The 19,298-nt window shown below is 40.8% G+C and carries 17 protein-coding genes; 15 read left to right on the top strand and 2 right to left on the bottom strand.

Features of this window, described 5'->3' with window-relative positions:
* Positions 1-249 precede the first annotated feature (249 nt).
* The 10 genes from V7164_RS17125 to prfB all read left to right on the top strand — a co-directional run bounded on the left by V7164_RS17125 (position 250) and on the right by prfB (position 12,550).
* Positions 250-2,172 carry a hypothetical protein gene (locus V7164_RS17125; protein ID WP_335354683.1) on the top strand — a complete coding sequence of 641 codons (1,923 nt, stop codon included), beginning with the start codon at positions 250-252 and terminating at the stop codon, positions 2,170-2,172.
* A complete protein-coding gene (locus V7164_RS17120) occupies positions 2,169-2,441 on the top strand; it encodes an EscU/YscU/HrcU family type III secretion system export apparatus switch protein (RefSeq protein WP_335346648.1) in 273 nt (90 codons plus the stop codon). The genes V7164_RS17125 and V7164_RS17120 overlap by 4 nt, the downstream gene beginning before the upstream one ends.
* A gap of 22 nt (positions 2,442-2,463) precedes the next feature.
* A complete protein-coding gene (locus tag V7164_RS17115; RefSeq protein ID WP_335346649.1) occupies positions 2,464-2,904 on the top strand; it encodes a YaaR family protein in 441 nt (146 codons plus the stop codon).
* Between the two features lie 173 nt (positions 2,905-3,077).
* Positions 3,078-3,239, top strand: coding sequence for a hypothetical protein (locus V7164_RS17110; protein ID WP_335346650.1), 162 nt, complete (start codon positions 3,078-3,080; stop codon positions 3,237-3,239).
* A 13-nt stretch (positions 3,240-3,252) separates the two neighbouring features.
* On the top strand, positions 3,253-4,521 hold the full coding sequence (locus V7164_RS17105) for a PD-(D/E)XK nuclease family protein (RefSeq protein ID WP_335346651.1): 1,269 nt from the start codon (positions 3,253-3,255) through the stop codon (positions 4,519-4,521).
* Between the two features lie 384 nt (positions 4,522-4,905).
* Positions 4,906-5,457: a ribosome hibernation-promoting factor, HPF/YfiA family gene (hpf, locus tag V7164_RS17100; protein WP_335346652.1), complete on the top strand. Its 552-nt coding sequence runs from the start codon at positions 4,906-4,908 to the stop codon at positions 5,455-5,457.
* A gap of 139 nt (positions 5,458-5,596) precedes the next feature.
* Positions 5,597-7,207, top strand: a complete 1,611-nt coding sequence (locus V7164_RS17095; RefSeq protein ID WP_335346653.1) for a gamma-glutamyltransferase family protein — start codon at positions 5,597-5,599, stop codon at positions 7,205-7,207.
* A 149-nt stretch (positions 7,208-7,356) separates the two neighbouring features.
* On the top strand, positions 7,357-8,202 hold the full coding sequence (locus V7164_RS17090) for a DUF1028 domain-containing protein (RefSeq protein ID WP_335354682.1): 846 nt from the start codon (positions 7,357-7,359) through the stop codon (positions 8,200-8,202).
* Between the two features lie 487 nt (positions 8,203-8,689).
* A complete protein-coding gene (gene secA / locus V7164_RS17085) occupies positions 8,690-11,203 on the top strand; it encodes a preprotein translocase subunit SecA (RefSeq protein WP_335346011.1) in 2,514 nt (837 codons plus the stop codon).
* A 245-nt stretch (positions 11,204-11,448) separates the two neighbouring features.
* Positions 11,449-12,550 (top strand): peptide chain release factor 2 gene (prfB, locus tag V7164_RS17080; protein WP_335346010.1). Its coding sequence is split into 2 segments (ribosomal slippage): positions 11,449-11,520 and positions 11,522-12,550, totalling 1,101 coding nucleotides; the frame shifts between segments, so codons are not numbered across the junction.
* A gap of 125 nt (positions 12,551-12,675) precedes the next feature.
* Here the strand turns inward: prfB and V7164_RS17075 are convergent.
* Positions 12,676-13,155: a hypothetical protein gene (locus V7164_RS17075; protein WP_335346009.1), complete on the bottom strand. Its 480-nt coding sequence runs from the start codon at positions 13,153-13,155 to the stop codon at positions 12,676-12,678.
* 237 nt (positions 13,156-13,392) lie between these two features.
* Here V7164_RS17075 and V7164_RS17070 point away from each other — a divergent pair, with 237 nt between their 5' ends.
* Positions 13,393-14,259 (top strand): YitT family protein, encoded by an 867-nt coding sequence (locus V7164_RS17070; RefSeq protein ID WP_335346008.1) that lies wholly within the window; start codon positions 13,393-13,395, stop codon positions 14,257-14,259.
* A 54-nt stretch (positions 14,260-14,313) separates the two neighbouring features.
* A complete protein-coding gene (gene cccB / locus V7164_RS17065; RefSeq protein ID WP_335346013.1) occupies positions 14,314-14,673 on the top strand; it encodes a cytochrome c551 in 360 nt (119 codons plus the stop codon).
* A gap of 164 nt (positions 14,674-14,837) precedes the next feature.
* Here the strand turns inward: cccB and V7164_RS17060 are convergent, their stop codons facing one another.
* Entirely contained in the window at positions 14,838-15,209 is a 372-nt protein-coding gene (locus V7164_RS17060; RefSeq protein WP_335346007.1) for a hypothetical protein, read from the bottom strand.
* Positions 15,210-15,876: 667 nt separating this feature from the next.
* Between V7164_RS17060 and ftsE the strand changes: the two genes are divergently transcribed.
* The 3 genes from ftsE to V7164_RS17045 all read left to right on the top strand — a co-directional run bounded on the left by ftsE (position 15,877) and on the right by V7164_RS17045 (position 19,190).
* Complete coding sequence (gene ftsE, locus V7164_RS17055; protein WP_335346006.1) at positions 15,877-16,563, top strand: cell division ATP-binding protein FtsE; 687 nt, start codon at positions 15,877-15,879, stop codon at positions 16,561-16,563.
* Positions 16,553-17,446, top strand: coding sequence for a permease-like cell division protein FtsX (gene ftsX, locus V7164_RS17050; RefSeq protein ID WP_335346005.1), 894 nt, complete (start codon positions 16,553-16,555; stop codon positions 17,444-17,446). Before ftsE ends, ftsX begins: the two co-directional genes overlap by 11 nt.
* Before the next feature lie 286 nt (positions 17,447-17,732).
* Positions 17,733-19,190: a S41 family peptidase gene (locus V7164_RS17045; protein WP_335346004.1), complete on the top strand. Its 1,458-nt coding sequence runs from the start codon at positions 17,733-17,735 to the stop codon at positions 19,188-19,190.
* The last annotated feature ends 108 nt before the right edge of the window (positions 19,191-19,298 follow it).

Genomic DNA, 19,298 nt, shown 5'->3' with positions numbered 1-19,298 from the left:
CCTCAAGTTTTATAAAAACTATTAAAACCTGCTTGCAAAAAGCAGGTTTTTCCTATTTTCTATTACCATTTCTATAAGATATATCAATTATCTACGAATAAATTATTACAATTCTTAATTCTGGATTACTGATGTATGAATAAGTCGAATATAAATTAGCATACAGTTACATCATTTAAATCCCTCCTTCATTTTCCCTCCTTTCAACCGATAAAAGAAATAGACCATTTTGTCCGGAGTGATTTTTCTATGCAAGTAAACCATTTGTTTAACGGAACGCCTCTACAACTCAATGAAGGGTCTTTTCCTCTTCGTGCTGGAGAAGTCGTGCAGGCTGTTATTAAAGAAAGACTAGATCATAACCAAGCAACCGTCATCATAAGGGGGCAAGAGTTGACGGTGAAGTTTGAAGGAAATATCCCTGCTAATGATCGTTTAAATGTGAGTGTCGCTGGTTTTGATGATAAAGGACAGGCTATTGTTAAGGCGGTTTCGGCACCTATTAATCAAAGTTCAATCAATGAAATGTTAAAAATGGGCTTAGATCCAGCGGCTCACCCTGAATTAAGGGATGCTATTCAATATTTAACTAAAAAGGGCTACCAATTAACGAAGGATGAAATTTCAAATCTTCAACAGTTTATTGAAAAAGGAACTGGCAGTTTTAAAGATAAATTTACTGTGATTCAGGCGTTGGCACAAAGGAAGTTAGAAATAACGTCTATCCATCTTTCAGCTATTCAAGATGCATTACAAGGGAAACCTGTCACGAGTGTGTTATTTGATTTTTTACAAGGCACAACAGACGCAGGAACCGATCAAACGGATTCGATTACACCTAAACTGGAAAAGCAAATTTTACAGGCTTTAGAAATCGAATCAGAAGCTCAGAATGAAAAGAGTGAAAGGTCGGCACCCAATGTAACGAACGCGAAACCAGAACTAACTGCTGCTGAATCTGCTAAAAGAACGGAAGAACCTGCCCACCTTTCGGAAAGTTCAACCCAAGATCAACCAATTCCAGATGACGCTGTTAAACCATTGACCTTGGATTCCAAAAACATTTTAGTAACAGAAATCACCAAAAAGCTCTCGCAAATGGCAATTGAATTCAACTCAATGAAGCGCGAAGCTGTGAAATATTTGGATCATATCAATCAATTTTTCAGTGAAAATAAACCAATTCCGGCAGCACAAGTTAAACAGCTGCTAGAATCAACCATCAATAAATTAGACAATGCCATTTTAAAAGGCAATTATATGCTCTACACAGATATGGGAACGGAGAAGGAGTTATTATCATCAAGCTCGCAATTAGCAAAAGCTAGAGACCTGTTAGTAAATGGCAGTTATTCAGAAGCTAATGAGATCGTTAAAGAGGTAAAGGTTTTGCTGAATAGTATCAGTTTCAAGCCATCGATTTCCAAGGTGATGCATTTTGTTTCTGAGCAAAGTTTATTGCAGAAAGAAGTGGAGCCAACGAAGCAAGTATTGAAGGAGCTTCAGCAAGCTATTAAACCTATTTCCGGGCAAGAAAACTCAGCTAGGCAGGTTTTTGAAGTGGTTAAGCGTATGGGTCTTATCCATGAAAACCAAGCGGCCCATTTAGTTACCGGTACTTCAAAGGGTGAGACAGAGACGAACCTTAAATCGGCTTTAATGAAGCTGATTCAAGCTGAAGATGGGCAGCCGAGAACGGTTCAGCCATTAGAACAGGCCTTAAACAACTTAACGGGCCAGCAATTGTTAAATAAGCCGGATTCAACGGGTGTGCAAAATTTATTCATGCATCTGCCTCTGCTCCTTCATAATAAGATAGAAAATGTGAAGGTTTTCGTGAATTCCCAGAAAAAGGGTAAAGGGATTGATTGGGAAAACTGCAGTTTATATTTTGTGCTGGAGACGCAAAAACTCGGGAATATTGGCATACTCGTCTATGCCAATAATCGCAATCTTTCTATTACCTTGAATACAAATCGTGAGGGGCTGGCAGAAAAAGCGGGGCAATTTTCTGAGGCTTCCCTTCAGCGGTTAAATGAAATAGGATACAAAGTGGGGTCTGTCCAAATCAAACTATTTGATGGACAGGAAACCAATCAAACGCCAACGGAGGCTAAAGCAGCATCTGAAGAACAAACTTCTACAGAGAGAGGATATGATTTTAAAATATGAATCCTCAAAAGCCAGTTATCCGAAAATCTTATGCCCATATGTATTATGAAGATGAACAAAGGCTTTCGCCAGCTGACCAAGCCAAACAATCTGAAAAATTTGCACAAAAATTAATTGAATCAGCTCAAAATAACAATATTCCTCTCCAAGAGAATTCTACCTTACTTAAGCATTTGATAGAAGTCGACTTGGGAGATTCCGTTCCTCCGCAATTATATGCACTTATATCGGAAATATTAGGGTTAATGAAAGAACTGGAAAAAGAATAACCGTTAATAAAGGTGTGAAACGATGGAAGTAAATAGAGTGAGGAAAAATGAAATACTAAGTAGATTAGGCTCTAAAGGAAATATAGCGAAGGATTCTATTTCATTTCAATCCGTTATGAATAAGAATCAAAATGAACAGACATTAGAAATCCTGCAATCTAAGATAAAGGATATTGAACAGCAGGGCGAAAAGCTAACGGAGCTTCGAACGGTTGAAAGCCTTCGTCAATATAAAAAAATGGTGAAGGATTTTATGAAGTATGCCGTTGATCACGGACTGGAACTTCAAGAGAATTTTGGCTTTAACCAGCGTGGATCGACTCGAACTCACAGATTGGTTAAAGAAGTGGATAAAAAGCTTATAGATTTAACTAATACTGTCCTTGAAAAAGAATCCAGTTCACTAGACGTATTAAATAAGGTTGGCGAGATTAAGGGATTGTTAATTAATATTTACACTTAATATTTTGGAAATAAGGAACTGAACTAGCCTAGCTGATTTGATGGGCTAGTTTTTTACTAACGAATGAAGCCAAATAAAAAATGCTAGACTATATGATTGCTAATTTTATGTTGAATATAATGTATTTGTGGAAAAAATATAAGTTATGAAAAGAGGATTGAGGAGCTGTTGAATTGAAAAACAAAAAGCTTTGCCCTAAATGTAATTCTCTTTTATATGAAGATGCCATTGAAGAAGTGTTGTTTGACAAAAGTGGCAATATGATTTTGGATGCTTTCCCGGCATGGGTTTGTACGGAGCAATGTGGATATTACGAGCGCAGCGGGCTGAATTAGGGGATGAATAAAGATGGAAAGAGAAATGAAGTCGATTTTTGAACAGCTTTTAAGTCTTTATGAAAGAAGTGAAATCCATACTAACGTTCCGCTTGAGGATTTTACAACTGAGGTTTTTGCAGGTGTAGTGGGTAGTAATCAAGCTATCATCGATGGATTTGTAAACAATGTTTTACATATTCCGGGTGTTAATTTCCAGGTCGTCACACAAAATTTTTATCCCCTTGCTGATGAGATCAACTGCCGTGTGGATATGGTGTTTTATTCTGAAAGCCGTATTTGTTTTTTAGAAAATAAGGTAGATACCACCGAGCATACTGGTCAATTAAAACGGTATGAAAAGGTACTTAGTCAATTGAAGGATCAAGGTAAATACTCCGAAATATACTTGCGTTATTGTACGAAAAATATAGAAGATGTTAACCAACAATTTTACATAGATTTCAAGACTTTGAGATGGAAGGATATATATCAATATCTCTTGTCTTATAATGAGGATTCCCTAGTTCATGCATTTTTACTATTTTTAGAAAGGACGAAATTAGTGAAGGATGGACAATTAAATCATACAGATTTGCTAGTAATGACACATATGCAACAAACGCTTCAAAAGCTTGGTGAATTGATGGAGCCGGTTAGTCTTGAGTTTCACAAGCGCTTTGGTGATGCCACTGTAAAACCTGGAAATCAGGGAGTAAAGGAAATTGCCGATTTTAATCGATTTATCCTTTATCGTAAAAAAGCCTTTGGCACGGGAAATAGTGAGATAATGGCAGGATTTACGTTTGAGGAGAATGGTGGGCCTGCTTTATTTGTACAGCTTTGGGGTAATAGGAATAATAGTAAATATGAAGAGTTTCAAAAGCATATTGTTGAGAGAGAAGCCGCATTTGACCGCGTCATTGAAACGGATTCCGGACTCAGAGCACGGAATTCGATCCCACTAGAAGATGTCATTAATCAAAGCAATCCTGAAAAATGGATGCAAAGGTGGTTTTGTGAACAATTAGATCAAGTGGAGGATTTTCTATTAGAAACTTCAAATCTTGATTGGAATGTTCGAATATCGAGAAAAGTAGTTGCTCAGCAAGATGAAAAAACATTGCTTCTTCAATTAGGAAGTGGACGCGGGCAAATTCTGGACTTGCATAGTCAGATTGTCAATCCAGCGATGAACATTGATGCCATACTGAAATTTGGCTACTGGGAAGATTGTTTGAATGAATATGATTGTGAAGAATTGTTAAAAGGTGTTAAGCAGATTGCGAATAAATACGATTGAATCGGTACACTCTGGTAGTGGTGCCGGTCACCAAATGAAAAATTGTATTTCACAAGGAATTCAGAGAATGAATCATAAAATCAATTATTACAAAAGTGAGTGGCTCAGCTTGCAGGAATAATTATGTTTTAATAATTAATTCTCAAATCAATTGACATTAACGTCAAAGAGAAGCTGGTTTTTAATAATCACCCCAATCCTTCACACAAACGACAATTTCAATAATCTTTTTTCCTGTACTAGCAGGAGTTTTATGGGGTAAAATAGAAATGTAAACATATAGTCTTATTAATAAGACCTAGCGCTTTTTGAAAGGGGCTATTTCACTAAAATGGCGACCCTAAGAAGCGTAAGCATTTGTAAATGAAAAGGAGGGGCTCACTTATGAATTTTAACATTCGTGGTGAAAACATTGAGGTAACTCCAGCAATTCGAGAGTATGTCGAGAAGAAAATTGCAAAGTTAGAAAGGTATTTTACTGAAACTCCTGAATCAACTGTACATGTGAATTTGAAAACGTATCAAGATAAAAAGTCTAAAGTGGAAGTTACGATTCCGATGCCGAATTTAGTGCTTCGTGCGGAGGAAGTTCATGATGATATGTATGCAGCGATTGATTTAATCACTGATAAGCTTGAGCGTCAAATTCGTAAGCATAAGACAAAGGTTAACCGCAAGTTCCGTGAAAAGGGCCATGCACCAGCTATGTTCGTGACGCTGGACGATTCTGAAAGAACGCCAGTAGATGAGGAGCAAGATCTGGAAGTGGTTCGCCAAAAGAGCTTCGATTTGAAACCAATGGATAGCGAGGAAGCGATCCTTCAAATGAATATGCTTGGTCACAGTTTCTATGTGTTTACAAATGCTGAGACAAGTCTAACCAATGTTGTATATAAGCGTAAAGACGGCCGTTACGGTTTGATTGAAGCGCAATAATAATAAGAATGAGAACCCCGCCCTGTGGCGGGGTTTTTTGTGCCTTTTTTAAAAACTCTATTAAAAAACCTTTTGTAAAAAATCATATATTTTAATAATTTGATATAATTAGAATAATATGACTAAAAGGGTGTTGCCGATGAATGTTGATTTTTTATATCATCCCTATCCTTCACAAAGAATGACGGTGATGGCGAAGCGAGGCATGGTGGCGACTTCTCAGCCGCTTGCTGCTCAGGCGGGTCTCGATATGCTCAAAAAAGGTGGAAATGCCATTGATGCCGCCGTTGCCACAGCAGCGGCTTTAACGGTTTTGGAGCCAACTTCGAATGGCATTGGGGGAGATGCTTTTGCACTTGTTTGGACAAATGGAAGCCTGTATGGGTTGGATGCCAGTGGTCCGGCACCCCTAAGCATCTCGATTGAAGCCATAAAAGCAAGAGGATATGAAAAAATCCCTGCCCACGGGTGGATGCCGGTTACCGTGCCGGGTGCTCCTTCTGGATGGGCTGAATTATCGAGAAGATTTGGCGGGCTGACTTTCCGGGAGGTTCTGCAGCCAGCGATTGACTATGCGGCAAGCGGTTATCCTTTGACCCCAGTATTAGGAAAATATTGGGGTTATGCCTATCGGAGATTTAAGCAGGTGTTGATGGGTGAGGAATTTCAGCATTGGTTCGAAACCTTTGCACCTAGTGGAAGAGCACCAAAAATCGGAGAGCTGTGGCGCTCTGAAAATCATGCAACAACATTACGTTCAATTGGCGACACATATGGAGAAAGTTTTTACAGAGGGGAATTAGCTGATAAAATTGTTGCCTTTGCGAAAGAATACAATGCTTTTCTTTCTAAAGAGGATTTAGCCAAGTATAAAGCAGATTGGGTTACACCCATAAAAGTAAATTACCGGGGATATGATGTGTGGGAAATCCCGCCTAGCACTCAGGGATTGATTGCGCTATTAGGTTTAAATATTGTAAGTGGCTACTCATTTAGTCACCGAGATTCAGTGGATACGATACATAAACAAATTGAAGCGATGAAGCTTGCTTTTACAGATGGAAAAGCCTATATTACTGATCCAAAAGAAATGAGGATCCAACTAAGTGAGCTGCTTTCAGCAGAGTACGGGGCGCGGAGGAGAGCAGAAATCGGCGAGCAGGCGATCATGCCGGGGACCTATCAGCCAGCGAGCGGGGGGACGGTTTACCTAGCTACTGCCGATGATGAGGGCAATATGGTTTCGTTTATTCAGAGCAACTATATGGGTTTTGGGTCTGGTTTGGTCGTTCCGGGGACAGGCATTGCTCTGCAAAATCGGGGATATGATTTCTCGCTCGATCCGAGTCACCATAATGCCTTAAAGCCTGGGAAAAAGACATTTCATACGATTATTCCCGGGTTTCTAACAAAAGGGAATCAAGCTATTGGCCCTTTTGGCGTCATGGGTGGCTTTATGCAGCCTCAGGGGCATATGCAGGTGGTCATGAACACGGTTGATTTTCATCTTAATCCGCAGGCTGCCCTTGATGCACCAAGGTGGCAATGGGTGTCGGATAAAAAGGTGCTGGTTGAGCCGCATTTTCCGGTTTCGCTTGCACAAGCCTTGATGAGAAAAGGGCATCAAATAGAAATGACAGTGGATTCCGGCGGATTTGGGCGCGGTCAAATTATTTGGCGTGATTTGGAGACGGGTGTGCTTATGGGAGGAACTGAGTCCCGAACGGACGGGGCGATTGCGGTTTGGTAAACCGGATAATTTTTAGGCTATATTACAGATTTATGCATACATGCGATCGGGTTTTATTCGGGACGACAACAAGAGAGATCAGGTAAGGCGGTTTGATTGCCAACAAAATTCATTAACAAAGCCTATTTTTAAAAAGAGGAGGAGTTCCCATGACATTTTCAATTGTTGGTTATGATCCGAAAGAGAAAGAGTGGGGAATTGCGGTTCAGTCTAAGTTTCTTGGTGTGGGGGCTGTTGTGCCGTTTGCCAAAGCCGGGGTTGGTGCGGTAGCCACCCAATCCTATGCGAATACTTCTTATGGCCCGAAGGCACTTGAATTATTTGCTCAAGGGAAAACAGCACAAGAGGTAATGGATATCATAACGGAGGAGGATCCGCAAAAAGGGTTGCGCCAGGTTGGAATCATTGATGCGTTCGGTAACGCGGTTACCTTTACGGGAAAAGGCTGTTATGACTGGGCTGGGGGAATCACAGGCCCTCATTTTGCGGCGCAGGGAAATATTTTGGTAGACGAAAAAACGGTACATGCGATGGCGGAAACCTTTCAGAACGTGGAAGGAACATTGGCAGAACGATTGCTAGCGGCACTTGATGCGGGGCAATCAGCAGGCGGGGATAGCCGGGGCCAGCAATCTGCGGCACTCCTTGTTGTAAAAGATAGAGGCGGCTATGGCGGATTTAATGATCGTTATGTTGATCTTCGGGTTGATGACCATTCGGGACCGATTAAGGAGCTCATTCGCATTTACCAGCTGCAGCAGCTTTATTTCGCTCCAGCTAAGGCGGAAAATATTGTTGAGGTTGAGGGAGAAGTGAAGGGGTCTGTTGTACAAGAATTGGTTCGCCTCCAATATTTGGATGCCCAGCATGATAATGAACAGCTTTTTAAAGCGTTGACTACCTACATTCATACCGAAAATTTCGAAGCCCGAGAGCAGGCACAGGGGAAAATTGATTTGGATGTTTTGACGTATATGAAGAAGCAAAAAAAATAGCAGGCGGTCATGCCGCTATTTTTTTCTGTCCGGATTAGAAGTGGCGGATATATTTGAAATTTCGCGGATATATCGATAGAAGTGGCGGATATATTGAAAATCTCGCGGATATATCACTGAAAGTAGCGGATATATCAGAACTTAGCAATTTTACCAATAAAAATATATACAAATTTCAGTTCATTTAACAAAAGAATTCCAATTCGTATAATAAAATACAGACAATAAACTTCGAAGCCATCTAAAAATATGGTAAGAACAAACTATAAACAGTTTTCCGCCTAAATTCCCTTCTTACCCCTCCTAACCCCCATAAGTTGTCACTCCCTAGTGAAAGTGTTAATATTAATAGGTGTAAATATGCGATTTCATGGGAGGATTCAGCCGGTTAGCAGCGAATCTTTTTTAAGCTAAGCTGAGATTTAAGCAGATTGTAAAATAAGGCTTTCACATTTCCTCCCATATCCAATATAAAGGAGCGTTTTAAATGCTTGGAATTTTAAATAAAGTATTCGATCAAAATAAACGCGAATTAAAACGCCTAACCAAAATAGCTGATCAAGTAGAAACTTATGCGGCAGATATGGAAAAGCTTTCAGATGATGAGCTCCGCGGGAAAACGGAAGAATTTAAAGCGCGCTACCAAAAAGGCGAGTCATTGGATGATTTGCTAGTAGAAGCTTTTGCGGTTGTGAGAGAAGGCTCGCGCCGTGTTCTTGGTCTATATCCGTACCCTGTTCAAATCATGGGGGGAGCGTCCCTGCATGATGGAAATATTTCCGAGATGAAGACAGGGGAAGGGAAAACCTTAACCGCTACGATGCCCGTGTATTTAAATGCTCTATCAGGCAAAGGGGTTCATGTTGTAACGGTGAACGAATATTTGGCGAGCCGTGATGCGAACGAAATGGGCCAGCTGTATGAATTTCTTGGGCTCACTGTCGGGTTGAATTTAAATGGCCTGACAAAGGAAGAGAAGCAGGCTGCGTACTCTGCGGATATTACGTATGGCACAAATAACGAGCTCGGCTTCGATTATCTTCGTGACAACATGGTTCTTTACAAAGAGCAAAAGGTTCAGCGCCCGCTTTATTATGCGGTCATTGACGAGGTTGACTCGATTTTAATCGATGAAGCCCGTACGCCTTTAATTATTTCTGGTACTGCGCAAAAGTCAGCGGCCCTCTATATTCAGGCGAACGCTTTCGTACGTACGCTGAAAAAAGACGAGGATTATACATTTGATGAAAAAACAAAAGGAGTTCAGCTGACAGAAGAAGGGATGACGAAGGCTGAGCGTGCTTTTGGCATTGAGAACCTGTTTGACATTAGCCATGTAACCTTAAATCATCATATTACGCAGGCATTAAAGGCTCATTCGAGCATGCATCTTGATGTGGATTATGTCGTTCAAGAAGGTGAAATTGTCATTGTTGACCAATTTACCGGTCGTTTAATGAAGGGGCGCCGCTATAGTGACGGGCTTCATCAGGCCATCGAGGCAAAAGAAGGTCTGGAAATTCAAAATGAAAGCATGACGCTAGCCACGATTACATTCCAAAACTACTTCCGTATGTATGAGAAGCTTGCGGGGATGACGGGTACAGCGAAGACAGAGGAAGAGGAATTCCGCAATATTTACAATATGAATGTTGTCGTGATTCCAACGAACCGTTCGATTGCCCGTGATGATCGTGCCGATCTTATTTATTCATCGATCGATGGAAAATTCCGTGCGGTTGTGGAGGATATTGCGGAGCGCTACAAAAAAGGACAGCCTGTTCTTGTCGGTACAGTTGCGATTGAAACATCCGAAGTGATTTCGAAATATTTAACGAAAAAGGGCATTCGCCACAATGTTCTAAATGCGAAAAACCATGGACGTGAGGCTGAAATTATTGCCAATGCGGGTGAACAGGGTTCTGTTACGATTGCGACAAACATGGCAGGACGTGGTACGGATATCAAGCTGGGTGAAGGCGTTAAGGAATTGGGCGGATTAGCTGTTATCGGAACGGAACGCCATGAAAGCCGCCGGATTGATAACCAGCTCCGCGGACGTTCTGGCCGTCAGGGAGACCCTGGGGTTACGCAATTTTACCTTTCAATGGAAGACGAGCTAATGCGCCGCTTCGGTTCTGACAATATGAAGTCGATGATGGAGCGTCTTGGTATGGACGATTCTCAGCCGATTCAAAGTAAAATGGTTTCTAAAGCGGTTGAATCTGCGCAGAAGCGAGTGGAAGGAAATAACTTTGATGCTCGTAAACAGCTTTTATCCTATGATGATGTCCTTCGCCAGCAGCGTGAAATTCTTTATACACAGCGTAATGAAGTGTTGGAATCAGAAAATCTTCGTGAAATCGTTGAGAAAATGATTATGACTTCCCTAGAGCGTAATGTGGAAGCATTTGCTCCTAATACTGGCGATGATGAAGAGTGGAACTACCAAGGTCTGGTCGATTATGTGAATGGAAATCTTCTGCATGAAGGAGATATCACGGTTAATGACCTTCGCGGCAAGGAATCTGATGAAATCGTTGATGCGATTTTTGCAAAAGTAAAAGAACGCTACGATGAAAAAGAAGACATTCTTCAGCCAGAACAAATGCGTGAATTTGAAAAGGTTATCGTTCTCCGTGCAGTAGATTCGAAATGGATTGATCATATTGATGCGATGGATCAGCTTCGCCAAGGAATTCACCTTCGTGCGTATGGTCAAATTGATCCATTAAGAGAATACCAGCATGAAGGCTTCGCGATGTTTGAGCACATGATCGCGGCGATTGAAGAGGATGTAGCGAAATATATCATGAAGGCTGAAATTCGCAATAACCTTGAGCGTCAAGAGGTAGCAAAGGGTCAGGCTGTAAACCCTAAAGAAGATGGCGAAAAGGTGAAGAAAAAGCCAGTGGTCAAGCAAATCAGCGTGGGCCGAAATGACCCATGTATTTGCGGAAGCGGCAAAAAATATAAAAACTGCTGTGGGGTTAATGGATAACTGCTCACAGAAGAACTAATAAGGGCCGGCGAGCCGTTCAGAACACCTTTGCCGGCCTTCTTGCGGTTTTTTTAGCCTAAAAGGGCAAATTTCTATAAATTAGATGTGAAATTTTTAATAGGAAACAGTATAATAAATATCATGTTTTTTTAAATAAGGCTAAATTAGTGATTGTTGTTGATTTAGCCATATGTTTGATAATATTCCTGAGTAAAAATAACAATTCATTATATGAGGTGACGAAATTGGAATTAGCAGATATTCGACATGAGTTAGAAAAAGCAGCTAAGCGATTGGCGGACTTTAGGGGGTCTCTTTGACTTAGAAAACAAAGAGGCACGAATTGCGGAGCTTGATGATACGATGCTTCAGCCTGGTTTCTGGGATGATCAGCAGCAAGCACAAGTAGTAATTGGAGAGCTTAATGGATTGAAGGATCAAGTGCATGAGTTGTATGATTTGAACGAAACGTATGATAATTTGGAGTTAACCTATGAGCTTGTTAAGGAAGAGGATGACCAGGAGCTTCGGCAAGAGCTTGAGGCAGAGTTAAAGGAAATGTCCAAACGCTTCAACGAGTTTGAGCTGCAGCTTCTTCTTAGCGAGCCATATGATAAAAATAATGTCATTCTTGAGCTGCATCCAGGTGCGGGCGGAACGGAATCACAGGATTGGGGCTCCATGTTGCTGCGCATGTATACGAGATGGGCTGAAAAGAAAGGCTTTAAAGTTGAGACACTCGACTACCTTCCGGGAGACGAGGCTGGGATCAAAAGTGTAACCTTGAGTATTAAAGGCCACAATGCATACGGCTATTTAAAGGCGGAAAAAGGGGTGCACCGTTTAGTCCGAATTTCTCCATTTGATTCCTCAGGCCGTCGTCATACCTCCTTTGTTTCATGTGAAGTTATGCCGGAATTTAATGATGAGATTGATATCGACATTCGGACAGAGGATTTAAAGATTGACACTTACCGTTCAAGTGGTGCCGGCGGGCAGCACGTTAATACAACGGACTCTGCAGTAAGGATCACGCATATTCCAACAGGAGTGGTTGTGACGTGTCAAACGGAGCGTTCCCAAATTAAAAACCGTGAACATGCCATGAAGATGCTTAAAGCCAAGCTCTATCAGAAGAAAATCGAAGAGCAGGAACAGCAAATGGCCGATATTCGCGGGGAGCAAAAAGAAATCGGCTGGGGAAGCCAAATTCGTTCTTACGTATTTCATCCATACTCAATGGTAAAGGATCATCGGACAAACACAGAATCTGGGAATGTGCAGGCCGTCATGGACGGAGAACTGGATTCATTTATTGATGCTTTCCTCAGGTCAAAATTAAGTTAATAGATAAAAGCCTTTGCTCGATCTTACTATCAGCAAAGGCTTTTTTGTTTTATTGGGAATTTTGGCGTTTGCCTTTGATGATTGGGAGGCAATTACTTGAAGTGGATTCTCTTCCTTCGATTTCTTTAGTGCGTACTGTTTTTCTTTGTGTGAAGTTTTGTATCAACAGAAGTGACCTTTAAATTTTCAGAAATAATTCGAAAGTGTTCATCATGTTGATCTAATTTTGAATGGATATGCTTGAAATGGCTTCTAAACTCTGTAGCATTATTCTGAACCGTCTCCTCAAGCTTATAAAGTCTATGATCAATTGTATCCAATCTTTCATCAACGGCATCGAATCTTTGGTCCATAGCATCAAGTCTCTGGTCAACGGCGTTGAATCTTTGATCCATAACATCAAATCTTTGATCCATAACATCAAATCTTTGATCCATCGCGTCAAACCTGCGATCCATCGCCTCAAACCTTTGGTCAATCGATACAAACTTTTGATCAACGGCATCAAACTTTTCATCAACCGCATCGAATCTTTGATCAATTTTATCAAATCTCTTAGAATGATCTTTCAGCTGATCTAGAATTTCATAAAGAATTTTCTCCATCTTTGTTCACCTCCTTTTCGTGATTATACCACAGAATCAGGCTGAAAAAGCCTTTAGCCTTTTACTCATTCATAGTTTTAGCCAATACTCCGCAACCTACTATATAGGAAAAATTCCTAGGTCATTTTACCGCGTTAAAACAGCAGTCTGATGGCATTTACACATACATAACCTCATGCTATACTCACTGACGGCATTAGCTGCAATATCTGATTTTTACTTAAAAGGAGTTTTCCTATGAGAAAAGCAAGACGCGATTTTTCACAGAACATAATATGGGAAACCATGCAGGAATATCTATCCATACTCATCGGTGCTGCAATCATAGCGATTACGTTCAATGTGTTTCTGCTGCCGAATCAAGTGGCATCTGGCGGGGTAAGCGGGATTAGTACGATTTTGGCCGCGGTTGTGGGCTGGGAGCCGGCGTATGTGCAATGGGCTTTTAATATACCGCTCTTTATTGCCGGAATTGTGTTTCTCGGGAAGCAGTTTGGGGTGAAAACGCTGGCAGGTACCGTTTTTCTGCCGTTTGTCGTTTTTTTGACAAAGGGGTTTGAGCCATGGACAAATGACCCGTTATTAGCCTCCCTATTCGGCGGGATCGGAGTGGGACTTGGGCTGGGGATCGTTTTTAGAGGGAAAGCATCAACTGGCGGAACCGATTTGGCTGCACAGATTATTAATAAATACACGGGCCTGACACTTGGGACATGTGTTGCGATTATTGACGGCTTAATTGTACTGACTGCTGCGATTGTGTTTGATATTGAGAGAGGGCTTTACGCATTGCTGGCTCTCTATGTGACGAGTAAGACAATTGATATTGTTCAAATTGGAATGAAACATTCAAAGATGACGTTGATTATTACGGAAAAAGAAAATGAAGTTCGTGAAGGAATTCTGAATAAAATAGACAGGGGTGTGACAAAACTAACAGCATATGGCGGTTATACCGAAAATGAACGCCCGATTCTAATGTGTGTCGTCGATCAGACAGAATTCACAAAGTTGAAACAATTGGTCAAAACCATTGATCCTGCTGCGTTTGTCGTGGTTTCGGATGCCTCTGAGGTCCTTGGGGAGGGTTTCAAAAGGGTATAAGATATTGGTATAATATAGCTGTAGTATGTAATTTTACCAGAGGGGGATATAATGGTGAAAAAGAAGCTTCTTGCATTATTAATGGGTACATCCCTAGTTCTTGCTGCTTGTGGCGGCGGTGGCGACAATGCTACTGAAAAAGAGGATACAGGTACAACAGGCACCACAAACGGCGGTGAAACAACAACAGCTGGAGATGGAGATGCTCAAAAGCTGTATGATCAAAAATGCTCAAGCTGCCATGGTGCCAACCTTGAAGGTACTGTTGGTCCAAAACTTTCTAATGTTGGGGCTAGCCTATCCAAAGAAGATATTGAAAATATCATTGCGAATGGACAAGGTGCAATGCCAGCAGGTCTTCTTAAAGGCGATGAAGCAACACAAGTTGCAGATTGGTTAGCTGCTAAAAAGTAAATAAAACGAGAAAAACGCTCTGTTTTTAAAGACAGAGCGTTTTTTTTATAAGAAAGCATTACTTTTCTTGAGTTTAAAGTAAGCTACTTCTGAAAAGTAGAGTTTAAAAAAATAATCTCTTAAGGGCAAAGTTGTTTATCTTTATTTTAAACTATCGCCATATTTCACTGTTGGCCTTTCTTTTCAATAGCGCCCATTCCCTCTAAAAGTATCTTGGCATCAGAATTTAAATATTGGACTACGTCATTTCTTAATAGCAGTTCCGCTTTATCCTTTATAAATAATTTTAATCCCCTTAAATCAAACCTAGTTGCATAAGTATTAATTGAATGTATTGTTGCCATGTCCTGTCTGCTAAGAGACTTTGTAATTGAACTGTTTGTGAAAAAATCTAGTAAAGTCCTTGCATTACTTTTTAAAAGGTTTTTATTTCCATTTAATGAGTCGATATTCTCTTCAATATACTTTCTTGCAGTAACTAAATCCAGTTCTTCCACACTGATATTAATTTTAGATATTAGTTCTTGAATTTGCATATCATCATTCCCTTACCTTTTCCTTTTGCTTCTAGTATCGGATTCAAGTAAGAAAATTGAAGGCTTATCGACAATATTAGACATAATACTTACTTTTCATTTGGCGTTCGTGTTGTTGCGCATTATTGTCCTAATGTAAAAAAGCACATTAATATGTGCTTTAAATAAATTCAAATTCATAATCTTCGAGTGTCTATCCTTCGCCTAAATCTCTTGGGTGTCTTGGTTTCTTCCTTTGGGCAAAGCCCAGCCTGTTCAATTACTCCAAAAATCAAAAATAATCTCCAAAGGGCAAAGCAAGACCTATTCATTTATCACAAAAGTCAAAAGGAGTCTTTCCATGAGGCTCATTTTGTGCTTGTCGGGGGTGAACACAAGGAAAGCTTCTGCGAATATTCATTGCAGGAACAATTGTACTTTGATTGTCCGAAGGTGCTTGCGATTTTTTATTTCCCTCTAAATCCACTTATTTCACCGTGAAAAGAAAATGTAATAATTTTTCAAGGTAATTAGACAACCTATGATGTTATAATGGAAAAGTATAAATAGCTGAGGTGTCTTGTTTACGTTTTTTTGCTGTCGAATTTTAACGAATATTGTTTGACTGAGGCCCTAATAAAGTGAGCGGCCACTCAATCGAAACTTTAAGAAATATTAGGTGATGTAAATGATAGAAATGCAAGATGTATATAAAAAGTACCCAAATGGTGTAGTTGCTGCAAATGGGATTGATGTACATATTAAGCCGGGAGAGTTTGTGTATGTCGTAGGTCCAAGCGGTGCGGGGAAATCAACTTTTATCAAAATGATGTATAGAGAAGAGAAGCCTACGAGCGGAACGATTACAATAAATGGCGTAAACCTTGGGAAGTTAAAAGCGAATAAGGTCCCTCTCCTTCGCCGTAATATTGGAGTTGTATTCCAGGACTTTAAACTGCTGCCAACTTTATCCGTTTATGAGAATGTCGCTTTTGCGCTAGAAGTGACAGAGGAACAGCCTAAATATATTAAGAAACAGGTTATGGAAACGCTGGAGCTTGTGAATTTAAAGCATAAAGCCCGTATGCTGCCAACTGAATTATCTGGGGGGGAGCAGCAGCGTGTGTCAATTGCGCGTTCCATCGTCAATTCCCCTAAGGTTGTAATCGCAGACGAGCCAACGGGAAATCTTGACCCTGACACATCATGGGAAATTATGAACATCTTTGACGAAATTAACACAAGGGGTACGACTGTCGTGATGGCAACACATAATAAGGAAATCGTAAATACGATTAAGCACCGTGTAATCGCCATTGAGGGCGGAAAGATCGTTCGTGACCAGCAGAGAGGTGATTATGGCTATGAAAGCTAGAACATTACGCCGTCACCTAAGAGAGAGCTTGAAGAGTCTTGCGAGAAACGGCTGGATGACTTTTGCCTCTGCCAGTGCTGTAACGGTAACGCTTATTTTGGTCGGTGTTTTCTTCGTTATTATGATGAATTTGAATAAAGTGGCAACCGATTTAGAGGAGCAAGTTGAAATCCGCGTCCATGTCGATGTTGCTGCCAATGAACAGGATCAGAAGATATTAGGGGAAAAGATTGAAAAAATTTCAGAGGTGAAATCCGTTGTTTATTCTCCGAAAGATAAGGAGCTTGATAATCTGATTGAAAGCTTCGGAGAAGAAGGGGAAGCCTACAAGCTGTTTGAACAGGACAACCCGTTAAATGATGTCTTTGTTGTCAAAACAAAGAAACCTGCTGACACGATGATGGTCGCGAAAAAGATTGAAAAAATGGAATACGCGGCAAAGGTTAATTATGGCCAAGGGAAGATTGAAAAGCTCTTCTCATTCATCAAATCCAGCCGTAACGTTGGGATCGTTCTTATTGTGGGATTATTGTTTACGGCCATGTTCCTGATCTCGAATACGATCAAAATCACCATTGTTGCTAGAAGAAGAGAAATTGAGATTATGAGATTAGTAGGGGCTACCAATGCCTTTATCAGATGGCCATTCTTCTTGGAGGGCTTATGGCTCGGTATCATTGGGGCCATTATGCCAATCATTCTCGTTACGGTCTCGTACTATTATCTATATGATTTCCTTGCACCGAAGCTTAAAGGGAATTTTATAGAGATTCTCGCTTTTAACCCATTTGTCTACCAAATTTCCGGTTTGCTGCTCCTCATGGGCGCATTGATTGGAATTTGGGGCAGTATGATGTCTGTTAGAAAGTTTTTAAAAGTATAGGAATTTACGGAGGAAGGGGCCACTGGCTTCTTCCTTTTTGCGTTGTATTGAAATCGTGTTCTAAGTTTTCTATGTAGTCCGCAAAAATAAGATCTCATAAACCCTATCTCTCATAAAACTCTCATAACCCGTCCATTTTGGTCATATATTGAATTATTAAGGCCTCCCAATTATTCAAAAAGGCGTCAATATTTTTGAAAAAATGTTTATAAAAAGCGAAAGCATTCGCCTTCCCAAAAGCGGAACTAATCACCCTTAGTGTGTAGCGAATAGAAAGGAAGATGGGATGAATAGAAAATGGATGGCGTTATTGATGACAGGTTCACTTCTGACAGGGGCGGGCGGTACATATGCGGGCATGAAAGTCTTAAGCCAAGGTACCGTGCTGGAACGATTAGAAAATAAATCTTCCGAAATGGAAGAGGGAAATTTCCCATCGGCAACTGGAAAAGGTGATTTAACAAAAGTAGAGCAGGCGTATAGTCTTATTCTTAATAGCTATGTTGAAAAGGTTGGAGAGCAGCAGCTAGTAGAAGGAGCCATTCAAGGCATGCTTGCGACCCTTTCAGATCCGTATTCCATCTATATGGACAAGGAAACGGTCAAACAATTCAATGAGACTCTTGAATCCTCCTTTCAAGGAATTGGTGCAGAAGTAGGCATGGAGGAAGGAAAGATTATTATTATTTCCCCTTTTAAAGAATCTCCTGCCGAAAAAGCGGGATTAAAGCCCCGTGATCAGATATTGAAGGTGGATGGAGAAAGCTTAAAGGGGATGGATCTTTTCCAGGCAACCTCCAAAATCCGCGGAAAAAAAGGCACGAAGGTGAAGCTGGAAATCGCGCGCAATGGATTAAAGGAGTCGCTTATTGTTGAGGTGAAGCGTGACGAAATCCCTCAAATTACGGTGTTTCCAGAAATGAAAAGGCAAAATGGGAAGAAAATCGGTTATATCGAAATAACATCCTTTTCAAACGATACAGCTTCGGAGTTTGAAGAAAGCCTTAAGTCATTAGAGGAAAAAGGCATGGAAGGCTTAGTGATCGATGTGCGAGGGAATCCTGGTGGGCTATTAATATCGGTAGAGAAAATTTTGAAAGAGCTCGTCACAGATGGAAAGCCTTATATCCAAATAGAAAAACGCGAAGGTGAAAAGAAAAGATATTACTCGAGCTTAAAGGAGAAAAAGGAATACTCGATCGCCGTTCTAATTGATAAAGGCAGTGCGTCAGCTTCTGAAATTCTGGCGGGTGCCCTAAAAGAGGCGGAAGGATATGCGCTCATCGGGGAGAATACATTTGGCAAAGGGACAGTTCAGCAGCCGGTACCGATGGGGGATGGCAGCAATATTAAATTAACTTTATATAAATGGCTGACGCCTGATGGAAATTGGATTCATAATGAAGGGATCAAGCCGACATTGGAGGTAAAGCAGCCTAAGATTTTTTATACACATCCGCTCCAAATTAATAAAACTCTTGAGAAAGATATGAACAATGAGCAAGTGAAAAACGCACAGGAAATGCTCGAGGGCTTAGGCTATGGGCCAGGTCGAAGCGATGGATATTTCAGTGAATCTACGGAAACGGCTGTACGTGCTTTCCAACAGCAGCACGATCTGAAACCAACCGGAGCCATCGATAAAAAGACAGCCTCCGCACTCGAACAGGCGGTTATTGCCGAAATGAAAAAAGAAGAGAATGACATGCAGCTGCAAATGGCATTGCGGCTTGTAGCTAGATAATATAATGAAGGTCACCGTTTTTGATGAACGGTGGCTTTTCTGTTTTTTGAGGACCTTTGCCGCATGAAAAGTCCGTCCAGCTCAGCTGCAAGGACATTTTGAGAGCCT

Origin of the sequence: Bacillus sp. JJ1474 (assembly GCF_036965225.1) — a bacterium.
Taxonomy (GTDB): domain Bacteria; phylum Bacillota; class Bacilli; order Bacillales; family Cytobacillaceae; genus Cytobacillus.
This window is presented reverse-complemented; position numbering and strand designations above follow the sequence as displayed.